The organism is Streptomyces sp. NPDC052107, assembly GCF_040680215.1.
Taxonomy (GTDB): Bacteria; Actinomycetota; Actinomycetes; order Streptomycetales; family Streptomycetaceae; genus Streptomyces.
Genome location: NZ_JBFAWG010000019.1, coordinates 50,551 through 65,803, shown reverse-complemented (window position 1 = coordinate 65,803; position 15,253 = coordinate 50,551). Strand labels below are relative to the sequence as shown.

Below are 15,253 nucleotides of genomic sequence, written 5' to 3'. Positions count from 1 at the left end.
TACGTGCCGTGCAGGAGGAGCGCCCGTGGCCCGCGCGGGGGGCGTACGCGGGCCGTACGGCGGTGGTGCTCCGTGCGCTCAGCCGAGGTGCCCCATCCGGTGGCTGATCTCCTCCGCGCCCTTTACCAGCACCGGTGCCAGCTCGTGCATGCGCTCCTCGGTGAACCGGTAGGAGGGGCCGGAGGCGCTGATCGACGCGATCACCTGGCCCTCCCGGTCGCGGATCGGAGCGGCCATGGCGTGCAGTCCGATCTCCAGCTCCTCCAGCGTCCAGGCGTATCCGCGCTCCCGGGCCTCGGCGAGGTTCTTCTCCAGCTTCGCCTTCGCGGAGATCGTGTGCGGAGTCAGCTTCTTCAGGCCGGTCTCGGTCAGCAGCGCGGCGCGTTCCTTGGCGGGCAGGTGGGCCAGCATGATCTTGCCGCTGGAGGTGGCGTGCAGCGGGGTCAGCTGGCCGACCCAGTTGTGGGCGGTGACGGCGGACTGGCCGCGCACCTGGTAGAGGTTGATCGCGTAGCGCTCCTGCATCACGGCGATGTTGACCGTCTCGCCGATCTCCTCGGCCAGGCGCTCGCACACCGGACGCCCCTGCTGGGTGATGTCGATGCGTCCCGTGATGGCGCCCGCCAGGCGTACGATGCCGAAGCCGAGCCGGTACTTTCCGCGCTCGCCCGACTGCTCCACGAGGCCGCGCGCCTCCAGGGCGCCGAGCAGCCGGAACGCGGTCGACTTGTGCACATCGATCTCGGCGGCCACCTCACTCACGCCCGCCTCGCCGCGCTGGGCCAGAATCTCCAGGACGCTGATGGCGCGGTCGACGGACTGCACCCCGCCGGGCGGTGATCCGTTTGTTTCGGTATCCGGACTGTAGTTGCTCATAGCGGAACTATACGCGCAGTAAACAACACACATGCAAGCAACGCGGTGTGAACAAAGATCTTACAAGTTGCGCGTTCCGCAACCTGGTGCGTATAGCGATACCCGTACTAGCATGCCCGCACATCAACGGCCCGAGCGAGACGAGGCACCATGGCTCCCTTGCAGTACGACTTCGTCATCGTCGGCGGTGGGTCAGCCGGCAGCGCACTGGCGAACCGGCTCTCGGCCGACCCCGGCAACCGGGTGCTCGTCCTGGAGGCCGGCCGCTCCGACTACCCCTGGGACGTCTTCATCCACATGCCCGCGGCGCTGACCTACCCCATCGGCAGCCGCTTCTACGACTGGAAGTACGAGTCCGAGCCCGAGCCGCACATGGGCGGCCGGCGCATCTACCACGCCCGCGGCAAGGTGCTCGGCGGCTCCAGCAGCATCAACGGCATGATCTTCCAGCGCGGCAACCCCATGGACTACGAGCGCTGGGCGGCCGATCCCGGCATGGAGACCTGGGACTACGCCCACTGCCTGCCGTACTTCCGCCGGATGGAGAACTGTCTCGCGGCCGACCCGGACGACGAGTTCCGCGGCCATGACGGCCCCCTCGTCCTCGAACGCGGCCCCGCGACCAACCCGCTCTTCACCGCCTTCCTCAAGGCCACCCAGGAGGCGGGCTACGCGCCGACGGACGATGTCAACGGCTACCGGCAGGAAGGATTCGCCAAGTTCGACCGCAACGTCCACCGCGGGCGCCGGCTGTCGGCCTCGAAGGCCTACCTCAAGCCCGCGATGAAGCGGCCGAACCTCACGGTGAAGACACGTGCCCTCGTCACCCGGGTGCTCTTCGAGGGCAAGCGGGCCGTCGGCGTCGAGTACCGGCGCGGCAAGGGCGCTCCCCAGCAGGTCCGCGCCGGCGAGGTCATCCTGTGCGGCGGTGCGATCAACTCCCCGCAGCTGCTGCAGCTCTCCGGCGTCGGCAACGCCGCCGAACTGTCCGCCCTCGGCATCGACGTGGTCCACGACCTGCCGGGCGTCGGCGAGAACATGCAGGACCACCTGGAGGTGTACGTCCAGTACGCCTGCAGGCAGCCCGTCTCCATGCAGCCGTACATGGCGAAGTGGCGCGCCCCCTTCATCGGACTGCAGTGGCTGTTCCGCAAGGGTCCCGCGGCCACCAACCACTTCGAGGCGGGCGGCTTCGCCCGCAGCAACGAGGACGTGGACTACCCCAACCTGATGTTCCACTTCCTGCCGGTCGCCGTCCGCTACGACGGCTCCTCGCCGTCCGGGGGCCACGGGTACCAGGTGCACGTCGGGCCCATGTACTCGGACGCCATCGGATCGGTGAAGATCAAGAGCAGGGATCCGCGGGTCAAGCCCGCGCTGCGCTTCAACTACCTCTCCACCGAGCAGGATCGCCGGGAGTGGGTCGAGGCGATCCGCGTCGCCCGCAGGATCCTCGACCAGCCCGCCCTCGCCCCCTACAACGACGGCGAGATCTCGCCCGGACCCTCCGTCGAGACCGACGAGGAGATCCTCGCCTGGGTCGCCAAGGAGGGCGAGACCGCCCTGCACCCCTCCTGCACCTGCAAGATGGGCACCGACGAGATGTCCGTCGTCGAACCGCTGACCATGCGGGTGCACGGGCTGGACGGGCTGCGGGTGGTGGACGCCTCGGTGATGCCGTACGTCACCAACGGCAACATCTACGCGCCGGTGATGATGGTCGCCGAGAAGGCGGCCGACCTCATCCTCGGCAAGGAGCCGCTGGAGCCCTCCAAGGCCGCGTACTACCGGCACCGCGACGCCCAGAATCAGGCCGGGTGAGCCATGGGCGCCGAGGCCCTGCGCGCGCTGCTCGGCCGCGTCCGCTACGAGGTGCTGCCGGCGAAGGCGACCGAGGAGAAGGTCCTCGCCCATGTGCCCCGCGACGTCGTGGTCACGGTCACGGCGTCGCCGGTCAAGGGGCTGGAGCCCACGCTCGGCCTCACCGAGCGGCTCGCGGCGCACGGCTACCGCGTCGTCCCGCATGTGCCCGCACGGCTGCTGCGGGACGACGCCCACCTGAAGGACGTGGCCGAACGGCTGCGCGCGACAGGTGTCGACGACGTCTTCGTGCCGGCCGGTGACGCCGATCCGCCGGCCGGGCCGTACGACGGAGCGCTGCCGGTGCTGCGCGGGCTGAGCGACCTGGGCAGTCCCTTCGCCGACCTGGGCATCACCGGCTATCCGGAGAGCCATCCGCTCATCCACGACGACATCACCATCCAGTCGATGTGGGACAAGCGGACGCACGCCACGTACATCGTCAGCAACCTGTGCTTCGATGCGCGCGTGCTGGGCGACTGGATCACCAGGATCCGGCGCCGCGCCATCGCGCTGCCCGTGTACGTGGGCGTCGCCGGGCCCGTTCAGCGGGCGAAGCTGATGGCGATGGCGACGAAGATCGGGGTGGGGGAGTCGACGCGCTTTCTCACCCGGCACCCCTCCTGGTTCCTGCGGTTCGCGGCACCCGGCGGATACGCCCCCGAGCGGCTGCTCAGCCGCTCGGCGGAGGCGTTCTCCGGGCCCGCGGCCGCGGTGGCCGGCCTGCACCTGTTCACCTTCAACCAGATCGCCGAGACGGAGCGCTGGCGCCGTGCGGCACTGGACCGGCTGGGCGGCTGACGCGCGCGGGGAGCGGCGCGGCGGCGGCCAAATCGAGATACACCGACCCCTTGACGGGTCTCGGCCGATTCGGCCAGGGTGTTCCACCACAAGCAATTCAATGCACAATGCGCAACGAATTGATGCGAAGGGCGCGGCCGTGGCAGATCTGTATGTGGACGGAGAATGGCGCGGCGCGGTGGCCGGCGGCCACCGGGAGATCCGCTGTCCGGCGGATGGCACGCCGGTCGCGACGGTCGCGGAGGCGACCCGCCCCGACACCGAGGCGGCGATCGCCGCCGCCCGGCGCGCCTTCGACGAGGGCCCCTGGCCCCGAACCCCCGAACGTGAGCGCGGCGCGCTGCTGCTGCGCACCGCCGACATCATCGAGCGCGACGCCAAGGAGTTCGCCCGCGCCGAATCCCTCGACACCGGCAAGCGCCTGGTCGAGAGCGAGTACGACGTCGCCGACGTCGTCTCCTGCTTCCGCTACTACGGCGGCATCGCCGGCACCAGCGCAGGACGGGTGGTCGACACCGGACGCGACGACGCGTTGAGCCGGGTCACGTACGAGCCCGTCGGAGTCTGCGGACTGATCACACCGTGGAACTATCCGCTGCTGCAGGCCAGTTGGAAGGTCGCCCCGGCTCTTCTCGCGGGCAACACCGTCGTCCTCAAGCCCAGCGAGCTGACGCCCTCCACCTCCGTCCTGCTGATGAAGGCCCTTCAGGAGGCAGGACTCCCGGCCGGCGCCGCCAATCTGGTGCTGGGCGCCGGAGCCGAGGCGGGCGCGCCGCTCGCCGAGCACCCGGCCGTGGACATGGTGTCGTTCACCGGAGGTCTGCAGACCGGGCGGCACATCATGGCCACCGCCGCGGTGACGGTGAAGAAGGTCGCGCTGGAACTCGGCGGCAAGAACCCGAACGTGGTCTTCGCCGACGCCGATTTCGAGACCGCCCTCGACTTCGCGCTCACCGCCGTCTTCCTGCACTCCGGGCAGGTCTGTTCGGCCGGTGCCCGCCTGATCGTCGAGGACTCGATCCACGACTCCTTCGTCGACGAGGTCGTACGCCGGGCCCGGCTCATCCGCCTCGGCGGACCCTTCGACCCCGACGCCGAGACCGGTCCGCTGATCTCCGCACAGCACCGCGAGAAGGTCGAGGCGTACGTCGCCGCGGGACTGGCCGAGGGCGCCGTACTGCGCTGCGGCGGCGCACGCCCCGACGACCCCGCGCTCGGACGCGGCTTCTACTACCCGCCCACCGTCCTCGACGAGTGCCGGCAGGACATGCGCGTGGTGCACGAGGAGTCCTTCGGACCCGTGCTCACCGTCGAGCGCTTCCACGACGAGGACGACGCCGTCCGCATCGCCAACGACACGGAGTACGGCCTCGCCGGGGCCGTCTGGACGCAGGACGCCGGCAAGGCCCAGCGGGTGGCCCGCGCGCTGCGCCACGGCACCGTGTGGATCAACGACTACCACCCCTATGTGCCGCAAGCGGAATGGGGCGGTTTCGGGCACTCGGGCGTGGGCCGTGAGCTGGGACCGACCGGCCTCGACGAGTACCGAGAGCCCAAGCACGTCTGGCAGAACATCCAACCCCGGCCGCAGCACTGGTTCCGCGGCTGAACGCCGAAAGAGGTCGATCATGACCCCAGCACAGACCGAGGTGTCGCAGCCGCGCGACACGTCCCAGGATCCCAAGGACCGCACCCCGGTCATCTCCGTGCGCCGGCTGTGGAAGGTGTTCGGGCCGAAGGCCGACGAGGTGCCGGGTTCCGAGGAGTTGTGCGGACTCACCCGCCGCGAGCTCATGGACCGCACCGGGTGCACCGCCGCCGTACGTGACGTCGACTTCGAGGTGTCGCCGGGCGAGGTCTTCGTCGTCATGGGCCTGTCCGGCTCCGGCAAGTCCACCCTGGTGCGATGTCTGACCCGGCTGATCGAACCCACCGCCGGAGAGGTCGTCTTCGAGGGCGAGGACATCCGGGGCGCCGACGCCCGCCGGCTGCGCGAACTGCGGCGCAGCAAGTTCTCCATGGTCTTCCAGCACTTCGGTCTGCTGCCGCACCGCAGGGTCGTCGACAACGTGGCGTTCGGCCTGGAGATCCGCGGCATGGGCAGGGCCGAGCGCACCAAGAAGGCCCTGGAGGTCGTCGAACTGGTGGGCCTGGCCGGCTACGAGAACTCCTACCCCGACCAGCTCTCCGGCGGTATGCAGCAGCGTGTCGGTCTCGCCCGCGCCCTCGCCGGCGACCCCGACGTCCTCTTCTTCGACGAGCCGTTCTCCGCGCTCGACCCGCTGATCCGCCGTGACATGCAGAGCGAGGTCATCCGTCTGCACCACGAGGTCGGCAAGACCATGGTGTTCATCACCCACGACCTCTCCGAGGCCCTGAAGCTCGGCGACCGCATCCTGATCATGCGCGACGGCAAGACGGTCCAGTGCGGCAGCGGCGACGAACTGGTCGGCGCCCCCGCCGACGACTACGTACGCGACTTCGTCAAGGACGTGCCGCGCGGGGATGTCCTCACCCTGCGCTGGATCATGCGGCCCGCCGAACCCGAAGACACCCTCGACGGTCCCGAGTTGGGGCCGGACGTCGTGGTGCGCGAGGCCACTCGTACCGTGCTGGCCGCCCACAGGCCGGTCAAGGTCGTCGAGAACGGCAAGCTGCTCGGCATCGTCGGCGACGAGGAGATCCTCTCCGTCGTCGCCGGACAGGAAGGCGGTGCGTGATGGCCGTCGCCGCCGATGCGACCGCACCGGTCGCGACGATGCGCAAGAAGGTCAGCCGCCCCATGGTGGTGGCGGCGATCCTGCTCGCCTGGCTGGTGCTCTTCGCCGTGCTGCGCGGCCGGCAGACGCTGACCCTCGCGGCGGCCGACCTCACCGGTCTGCACCGCCGGCTGAACGACCTCAACGACAGCATCGGGGCCAACCGCAACTCCAACCCGCTCTTCCTGTACTTCTTCAACGAGATCCGGCTGGCCATCGACAATCTGGTGACCTTCGTCCAGTCCCTGATCTCCCAGCCCACCGGCACCCGCCCGGTCCCGCAGATCGGCTGGCTGGGCGTCGTCGGGCTCACCGGCTATGTCTCCTGGGCCGTGGGCAACTGGCGGGTCGCGCTGCTGGCGGTCGCGGGCTTCACCTTCTTCGGGCTGCAGGGTCTGTGGCAGGAGAGCATGGACACGCTGGCGCTGACCCTGTCGGCCGTCCTCGTGGCCCTGCTCATCGGCATCCCACTCGGCGTGTGGGCTGGTCTCTCGGACCGGTTCAACCGGATCATGACGCCCTTCCTGGACTTCATGCAGACGATGCCGACCTTCGTCTACCTCGCCCCGCTGACCCTGATCTTCCTCATCGGCGGGGCCTCCGCCGTGATCACCACGGTGATCTACGCGGCACCGCCCGCCATCCGCATCACCGCGCACGCCATCCGCTCCGTGCCCGAGACCACCGTCGAGGCGGCCGACTCGCTCGGCACCACACGGTCGCAGCAACTGCTGAAAGTGCTGCTGCCGATGTCGAAGCGGACCGTGGTCATGGGGGTCAACCAGACCATCATGGCCGCCCTGGCCATGGTGACCATCGCCGCCCTGATCGACGCGCCCGGCCTCGGCAAGACCGTCGTACAGGCCCTGCAGTCGCTCGACGTCGGTACGGCCTTCAACGCCGGTCTGGCCATCGTCGTCATGGCCATCGTGCTCGACCGGGTCACGACCGCGGCGGCCGCACGCACCGAGGCCCGCCGCACGGGCGGGCCCTTCCTCAAATGGCGCCGTCCGCTGCTGGTGGCGGGCGGGATCGCGGCCGCCGTCCTGGTCTATCTGTCCCACACCTACGTCTGGGCGGCCGAGTTCCCCGGCAACGGCAGCACCGGCAGCCACATCGCGAGCGCGGCCGACACGACGACCACCTGGCTGCAGGACCACCTCTCGGGACTGACCAACGGTGTCCGGGACGTCATCACCAACGGTCTGCTGAACCCGTTCCAGACGCTGCTCACGGACTCCCCGTGGTGGCTCGTCGGCATCACCCTGGTCGCGCTCGGCGCGGTGCTCGGCGGCTGGCGCGCCGCGGCGACAGCCGCCGTGTGCGTCGGGCTGCTCGTGGGCACCGGCCTGTGGTCGGACAGCATGACGACCCTCGCCTCGACCGCCGTGGCCACGGTGCTGGTGATGCTGTCCGGCGTCGTCTTCGGTGTGTGGATGGGGCGCAGTCAACTGGTGGACCGGATCGTGCGGCCCAGCCTGGACGCCGCACAGGTCATGCCGCCGTTCGTCTATCTCGTGCCGTTCCTGGCCCTCTTCGGCGCCACCCGGTTCACCGCGATCGTCGCGGCCGTCGTCTACGCGGCGCCCGTCGCGATCAAGATCATCGCGGACGGAGTGCGGAACGTGTCCGAGTCCACCGTGGAGGCGGCCACCTCCGCCGGGTGCAACACCTGGCAGATCATCACCAAGGTCCAGCTGCCGATGGCACGCAGTGCCCTGACCCTGGCGACCAACCAGGGTCTGATCTACGTGCTGTCGATGGTTGTGGTGGGCGGCCTGGTAGGGGCAGGCGCCCTCGGCTACGACGTCGTGGCCGGATTCTCGCAGGGACAGCTGTACGGCAAGGGGCTGGCGGCAGGGCTCGCCATCGTACTGCTGGGAGTCATGTTCGACCGGATCACTCAGGCTGCGGCGCGACGCACCAGGGCATAAGGAGCACGACACCATGGCAAGACACTGGCGAGCCGGAGCGGCCGGCCTGGCCGTCCTCGGCCTCACCCTCACGGCCTGCTCGGGAGCGAAGGTCGGCGACAGCACCTCCGCCGGCGCGAAGTCCTCGGGCGGCAAGTGCGGCGCCTTCAACCTGGCCGTCAACCCGTGGGTCGGCTACGAGGCGGACGCGGCGGTCGTCGCGTACGTGGCGCAGCACGACCTCGGCTGCACGGTCAACAAGAAGGACCTGAAGGAGGAGATCGCCTGGCAGGGCTTCGGGACCGGTGAGGTCGACGCCGTCCTGGAGAACTGGGGCCACGACGATCTGAAGAAGAAGTACATCACCGAGCAGAAGACCGCCGTGGAGGCGGGTTCGACCGGCAACAAGGGTGTCATCGGCTGGTTCGTGCCGCCGTGGCTGGCCAAGGCCCACCCGGACATCACCGACTGGAAGAACCTCGACAAGTACGCCGACAAATTCAAGACCTCCGAGTCGGGCGGCAAGGGCCAGCTGCTCGACGGGGACCCGTCGTACGTCACCAACGACGCCGCCCTGGTCAAGAACCTGAAGCTGAACTTCAAGGTGGTGTACGCGGGCAGCGAGACCGCGCTCATCCAGGCCTACCGGACCGCCGAGAAGAACAAGCAATGGGTGATCGGCTACTTCTACGAACCCCAGTGGTTCATGTCGGAAGTGCCGCTGGTGAAGGTCAACCTGCCCACGTACACGACGGGCTGCGACGCCGACGCGGCGAAGGTGGCCTGCGATTATCCCGTCTACGACCTGGACAAGATCGTCAGTGCGCAGTTCGCCAAGTCGGGCGGCCCGGCGTACAAGCTGGTGAAGAACTTCCACTGGACGAACGACGACCAGAACACCGTGGCCAAGTACATCGCCGTGGACAAGATGTCGGACGACGCGGCGGCCAAGAAGTGGGTCGAGGCGAACCGCGACAAGGTCGACGCCTGGCTGAAGTAGCACGTCGGAAAAGGCCGGCTGAAGGCGCCCGGCGGGCGGTGTGCACCTGTGCGCACCGCCCGCCGGGCATCGCCGTGTTCCGGGCCGTTTTCCGACGTCACCGACCCCTTGACACCCTCCATGGCGACAGGCACATTGAGTTGCGCAACCTGAATCACGTTGCGCAACAAGCAACTGAACCGGTCTCAAGTTCGGAGGTTGGGCGATGGCGGGACCCCGAGTGGTCATCATCGGAGCGGGCGTCGTGGGAGCCGCCCTGGCGGACGAGATCTCCGCACGCGGCTGGACCGAGGTGACCGTCGTCGACCAGGGCCCCCTCCCGGCCACCGGGGGCTCCAGCTCGCACGCCCCGGGCCTGGTCTTCCAGACGAACGCCTCGAAGACCATGACGGAGCTGGCCCGGTACACGGTCGAGAAGTTCTGCTCCCTCGAGGTGGACGGCAAGCCCTGCTTCCTCCAGGTCGGCGGCCTCGAGGTGGCGACCAGCCCGGAGCGCCTCGCCGAGCTCCGGCGGCGCCACGGCTGGATCAGCGCCTGGGGCATCGAGGCGCGCCTGCTGACCCCGGACGAGTGCGTGGAGAAGCACCCGCTGGTCGACCGCGGCAAGGTCCTCGGCGGCCTCCTGGTCCCCACCGACGGCCTCGCCAAGGCCGTCCTGGCCGTCGAGGCGCAGATCCGCCGGGCCACCGAGCGCGGCGTGCGCTTCCTCGCCCGGCATGAAGTCCTCGACGTCAAGCAGAACGAGGGCCGCGTCACCGCCGTGGTGACGGACCAGGGCGAGATCCCCGCCGACATCGTCGTGTGCTGCGCCGGTATCTGGGGCCCGAAGATCGCCCGCATGGTCGGCATGAACCTGCCGCTCACCCCGCTCGCCCACCAGCTCGCCTGGACCGGTCCGGTCCCCGCCCTCGCCGGCCAGACCGAGGAGGCGGTCCGCCCGATCCTGCGCCACCAGGACGCCGACCTCTACTACCGCGACCGCTTCGACGGCCTCGGCATCGGCTACTACGGCCACCGCCCCATGCCGGTCTCCGCCGACGACATCCTCTCCGTGGCCGAGGCCGAGGAGATGCCCTCGGTCCTGAAGTTCACCGAGGAGGACTTCGAGCCCGCTTGGACCGAGACGCAGTCCCTGCTCCCGGCGACCAAGGAGGCCAAGGTCGAGGAGGGCATCAACGGCCTGTTCTCCTTCACCACCGACGGCTACCCGCTGCTCGGCGAGTCCCCGGACGTCAAGGGCTTCTGGGTCGCCGAGGCCGTGTGGGTCACCCACTCCGCGGGCGTCGGCCGGGCCGTCGCCGAGTGGCTGGTCGACGGCTACTGCTCCTCCTTCGACCTGCACGAGTGCGACGTCAACCGCTTCGAGCCGCACCAGCTCTCCCCGGAGTACGTCCTGGCCCGCGACTGCCAGAACTTCGTCGAGGTCTACGACATCCTCCACCCCCTCCAGCCGGCCGGGAAGCCGCGCCCGATCCGCACCAGCCCCTTCTACGTCCGCCAGCAGGAACACGGCGCGTTCTTCCTGGAGGCGAACGGCTGGGAGCGCCCCCAGTGGTACGAGGCCAACGCGGCACTGGTCGAGGGCCGTTCGATCCCCACCCCCAACGACTGGGCCGCCCGCTACTGGTCGCCCGTCGTCGGCGCCGAGGCCCAGGTCACCCGCGAGAGGGTCGCGATGTACGACATGACAGCCCTCAAGCGCCTGGAGGTCAGCGGCCCCGGAGCCGCCGATTTCCTGGAGGGCCTGGTCACCGGCAAGGTCGCCAAGTCCGTCGGCTCGGTCACATACACGCTCCTCCTGGACCACGACGGCGGCATCCGCAGTGACATCACCGTGGCCCGCCTCGCCCGCGACCTCTTCCAGGTCGGCGCCAACGGCAACCTGGACCTCGACTGGTTCACCCGCCATCTGCCCGCCGACGGCAGGGTCCAGGTCCGCGACATCACCGCCGGCACCTGCTGCATCGGCCTGTGGGGCCCGCTGGCCCGCGAGGTGCTGCAGCCGCTCACCGACGCGGACTTCTCGGGCGACGGCCTGAAGTACTTCCGCGCCAAGCGCGCCCACATCGGCAGCGTCCCGGTGACGGCGATGCGGCTGAGTTACGTCGGTGAACTGGGCTGGGAGCTGTACACCACAGCCGACCTGGGCCAGAAGCTCTGGGACACCCTCTGGGCGGCGGCCGAGCCGCTGGGCGGCATCATCGCCGGCCGGGGCGCCTTCAACAGCCTCCGGCTGGAGAAGGGTTACCGCTCCTTCGGTACCGACATGACCTACGAGCACGACCCCTACGAGGCCGGCGTCGGCTTCGCCGTCAAGCTCGACAAGGGCGACTTCATCGGCAAGGCCGCGTTGGAGCGGCGCAAGACCGACGTACGGCGCAGGCTGAGCTGCCTCACCATCGACGACCCGCGGGCGGTCGTCATGGGCAAGGAGCCGGTGTACGACGGCGACCGTGCCGTCGGCTACGTCACCAGCGCCGCGTACGGCTACACCATCGGCAAGGGCATCGCCTACGCCTGGCTCCCGGCGGAACTGGCCCAGCCCGGTACGACCGTGCACATCGGCTACTTCGACCAGCGCGTGGAAGCGGTGGTGGCCGAGGAGCCCCTGTTCGATCCGACCATGTCCCGCCTCCGTGGCTAGCCGCGGGGAAGGAGAACCGCCGGTGACCGCACAACTCCTTGACGGCAGGGCGACCGCCGCCGCCATCCGTCGTGAACTCGCCGAACGCGTGGCCAAATTGACCGCGCTGACGGGCCGCCCGCCCGGCCTCGGTACCGTACTCGTCGGCGACGACCCGGGCAGCCACGCCTACGTCTCCGGCAAGCACCGCGACTGCGCGCAGGTCGGCGTCGCCTCCCTCCGCCGCGAGCTGCCCGCCGACGCCACCCGGCGGCAGGTCGAGGACGTCATCGACGAACTCAACGCCGACCCGGCCTGCACCGGCTACATCGTGCAGCTCCCGCTGCCGCGCCATCTGGACGCCAACGCCGTCCTGGAGCGCATGGACCCCGCCAAGGACGCCGACGGGCTGCACCCGGTCAACCTCGGCCGGCTCGTCCTCGGTGTAGAGGCACCACTGCCGTGCACCCCGCGCGGCATCGTCGAACTGCTCCGCCGCCACGACGTCCCGCTCGCCGGAGCGCGGGTGTGCGTCGTCGGCCGGGGCATCACGGTCGGACGGCCCATCGGACTCCTGCTCACCCGCAGGTCCGAGAACGCCACCGTCACCCTGTGCCACACCGGAACCAAGGGCCTGGCCTGGCACGTACGCGAGGCGGACATCGTCGTCGCGGCTGCCGGCTCGCCCGGACTGATCACCAAGGACATGCTGCGCCCCGGCGCGGCCGTCCTGGACGTCGGCATCACCCGCACCGGGCACGGGCTCGTCGGCGACGTCCACCCGGAGGCCGCCGAGGTCGCCGGATGGCTCGCGCCGATGCCCGGGGGAGTGGGACCCATGACCCGAGCCATGCTGCTCGCCAACGTCGTCGAGGCCGCCGAGAGGAACGCGACCACCGTATGAACGCGCTGAACACGCCCCTGGCGGAGCTGGACCCCGAGGTCCACGAAGCCCTCCGCGCCGAGCTGCACCGCCAGCAGTCCACCCTGGAGATGATCGCCTCCGAGAACTTCGCGCCCACCGCCGTGATGGAGGCGCAGGGCTCGGTCGCGACCAACAAGTACGCCGAGGGCTATCCCGGCCGCCGCTACTACGGCGGCTGCGAACACGTCGACGTCACCGAGCGGCTGGCGATCGAGCGCGTCAAGTCCCTGTTCGGCGCCGGCTACGCCAACGTCCAGCCGCACTCGGGCGCCCAGGCGAACACCGCCGTGTTCTTCGCCCTGCTCCAGCCCGGCGACACCGTCCTCGGCCTGGACCTCGCGCACGGCGGCCACCTCACCCACGGCATGCGCATCAACTACAGCGGCAAGATGCTTGGCGCCGTGCCGTACCACGTCTCCGAGGCGGACAACCTCGTCGACATGGACGAGGTGGAGCGGCTCGCCAAGGAGCACCGCCCCAAGATGATCATTGCGGGCTGGTCGGCGTACCCCAGGCAGCTGGACTTCGCGGCCTTCCGCCGTATCGCCGACGAGGTCGGTGCCCTCCTCATGGTCGACATGGCGCACTTCGCGGGCCTGGTCGCCGCCGGGCTGCACCCGAGCCCCGTCCCGCACGCGCACGTGGTCACCACCACCACGCACAAGACGCTCGGCGGTCCCCGCGGCGGGGTGATCCTCACCAACGACGCCGACCTCGCCAAGAAGATCAACTCGGCGGTCTTCCCGGGCATGCAGGGCGGCCCGCTGGAGCACGTCATCGCGGCCAAGGCGGTCTCCTTCAAGGTCGCGGCGTCGCCCGAGTTCGCCGAACGCCAGGCCCGCACCCTGGCCGGCGCCCGCATCCTCGCCGAACGCCTCACCCGGCCCGACGCGGCCGCGGCCGGAGTGAAGGTGCTGACGGGCGGCACGGACGTCCACCTCGTCCTCGTCGACCTGCGGGACTCCGCACTCGACGGCAAGCGGGCCGAAGACCTGCTGCACCAGATCGGCATCACCGTCAACCGAAACGCCGTCCCCTTCGACCCGCGCCCGCCCATGGTCACCTCCGGCCTGCGTATCGGCACCCCGGCGCTCGCCACCCGGGGCTTCACCGAGGCGGACTTCGCCGAAGTCGCCGACGTGATCGCGCTGGCCCTCCAGCCCGAGCCGGAGGTGGCCGCGCTGCGCGCCCGCACCGAGGCGCTGGCCGCCAGGCACCCGCTCTACCCGCACCTCTCGCACGACGGAGACGCCCGATGAGCCCCCGCACCCCCGGCGCCGACCTGCCCGACCACCCGGACCGGCTCTGGCGCACCCCCGAGCCCAAGCGGTCGTACGACGTGGTGATCGTGGGCGGCGGCGGCCACGGCCTGGCCACCGCCCACTATCTGGCGAAGAACCACGGCATCACCAACGTCGCGGTCCTGGAGAAGGGCTGGCTCGCCGGCGGCAACATGGCCCGCAACACCACGATCATCCGCTCCAACTACCTGTGGGACGAGAGCGCGGGTATCTACGAGCACGCACTCAAGCTGTGGGAGGGGCTGGAGGAGGAGCTCGACTACCCGATCCTCTTCTCCCAGCGCGGTGTGCTGAACCTCGCCCACAGCCTGCAGGACGTCCGCGACAGCGTCCGCCGGGTCGAGGCCAACCGGCTCAACGGCGTCGACGCCGAATGGCTCGACGCCGAGCAGGTCAAAGAGGTCTGCCCGATCGTCAACACCTCACCCGACGTGCGCTACCCGGTCCTCGGCGGCACCTACCAGCCGCGTGCCGGCATCGCCAAGCACGACTACGTGGCCTGGGGCTTCGCCCGCTCCGCGGACGCCGCCGGCATCGACATCATCCAGAACTGCGAGGTCACCGGACTGGACGTGGTCGGCGGCCGGGTGGTCGGCGTACAGACCACGCTCGGCCCGATCGCCGCCGGCAAGGTGGCCCTGTGCTCGGCCGGTCACACCTCGGTCCTCGCCGCCATGGCGGGCATCGAACTGCCCGTCCAGAGCCACCCGTTGCAGGCACTCGTCTCCGAACTGCTGGAGCCGGTGCACCCGACCGTGGTGATGTCCAACGCCGTCCACGTGTACGTCAGCCAGGCGCACAAGGGTGAACTGGTGATGGGCGCGGGCATCGACGCCTACAACTCCTACACCCAGCGCGGCGCGTTCCACATCATCGAAGAGCAGATGTCGGCGGCCCTGGAGCTCTTCCCGGTCTTCGCCCGCGCCCATGTGCTGCGGACCTGGGGCGGCATCGTCGACGTCAGCCCGGACGCCTCGCCCATCGTCGGCCTCAGCCCGGTCGGCAACCTCTACCTCAACTGCGGCTGGGGGACAGGCGGTTTCAAGGCCACCCCGGGCGTCGGCTGGGTCTACGCCCACACCATCGCCCACGACACCCCGCACGCCCTGAACGCCCCCTTCTCGCTCGACCGTTTCACCACCGGCGCGCTCGTCGACGAGCACGGCGCGGCCGCGGTGGCCCACTAGGGAGCCGA

General features: G+C 69.9%; 11 protein-coding genes. 10 read left to right on the top strand and 1 reads right to left on the bottom strand.

From position 1 onward, the window contains the following. Positions 1-78 precede the first annotated feature (78 nt). Positions 79-876, bottom strand: a complete 798-nt coding sequence (locus AB0M27_RS22145) for an IclR family transcriptional regulator (RefSeq protein WP_365723571.1) — start codon at positions 874-876, stop codon at positions 79-81. Positions 877-1,026: 150 nt separating this feature from the next. Here AB0M27_RS22145 and betA point away from each other — a divergent pair, with 150 nt between their 5' ends. The 10 genes from betA to AB0M27_RS22095 all read left to right on the top strand — a co-directional run bounded on the left by betA (position 1,027) and on the right by AB0M27_RS22095 (position 15,245). Continuing rightward, positions 1,027-2,697: a choline dehydrogenase gene (gene betA / locus AB0M27_RS22140; RefSeq protein ID WP_365723570.1), complete on the top strand. Its 1,671-nt coding sequence runs from the start codon at positions 1,027-1,029 to the stop codon at positions 2,695-2,697. A 3-nt stretch (positions 2,698-2,700) separates the two neighbouring features. Beyond that, on the top strand, positions 2,701-3,537 hold the full coding sequence (locus AB0M27_RS22135; protein WP_365723569.1) for a 5,10-methylenetetrahydrofolate reductase: 837 nt from the start codon (positions 2,701-2,703) through the stop codon (positions 3,535-3,537). Positions 3,538-3,676: 139 nt separating this feature from the next. Beyond that, positions 3,677-5,146 carry an aldehyde dehydrogenase family protein gene (locus tag AB0M27_RS22130; protein WP_365723568.1) on the top strand — a complete coding sequence of 490 codons (1,470 nt, stop codon included), beginning with the start codon at positions 3,677-3,679 and terminating at the stop codon, positions 5,144-5,146. A gap of 19 nt (positions 5,147-5,165) precedes the next feature. Next, complete coding sequence (locus tag AB0M27_RS22125) at positions 5,166-6,257, top strand: glycine betaine/L-proline ABC transporter ATP-binding protein (protein WP_365723567.1); 1,092 nt, start codon at positions 5,166-5,168, stop codon at positions 6,255-6,257. Further along, entirely contained in the window at positions 6,257-8,230 is a 1,974-nt protein-coding gene (locus tag AB0M27_RS22120; protein ID WP_365723566.1) for an ABC transporter permease subunit, read from the top strand. Before AB0M27_RS22125 ends, AB0M27_RS22120 begins: the two co-directional genes overlap by 1 nt. Positions 8,231-8,243: 13 nt before the next feature. Continuing rightward, positions 8,244-9,209, top strand: coding sequence for an ABC transporter substrate-binding protein (locus AB0M27_RS22115; protein ID WP_365723565.1), 966 nt, complete (start codon positions 8,244-8,246; stop codon positions 9,207-9,209). Between the two features lie 205 nt (positions 9,210-9,414). Next, entirely contained in the window at positions 9,415-11,853 is a 2,439-nt protein-coding gene (locus AB0M27_RS22110) for an FAD-dependent oxidoreductase (RefSeq protein ID WP_365723564.1), read from the top strand. A gap of 22 nt (positions 11,854-11,875) precedes the next feature. Further along, positions 11,876-12,736 (top strand): bifunctional methylenetetrahydrofolate dehydrogenase/methenyltetrahydrofolate cyclohydrolase, encoded by an 861-nt coding sequence (locus AB0M27_RS22105; RefSeq protein WP_365723563.1) that lies wholly within the window; start codon positions 11,876-11,878, stop codon positions 12,734-12,736. Then, positions 12,733-14,016, top strand: a complete 1,284-nt coding sequence (glyA, locus tag AB0M27_RS22100; RefSeq protein WP_365723562.1) for a serine hydroxymethyltransferase — start codon at positions 12,733-12,735, stop codon at positions 14,014-14,016. Before AB0M27_RS22105 ends, glyA begins: the two co-directional genes overlap by 4 nt. Continuing rightward, positions 14,013-15,245 carry a sarcosine oxidase subunit beta family protein gene (locus AB0M27_RS22095; protein WP_365723561.1) on the top strand — a complete coding sequence of 411 codons (1,233 nt, stop codon included), beginning with the start codon at positions 14,013-14,015 and terminating at the stop codon, positions 15,243-15,245. The genes glyA and AB0M27_RS22095 overlap by 4 nt, the downstream gene beginning before the upstream one ends. The last annotated feature ends 8 nt before the right edge of the window (positions 15,246-15,253 follow it).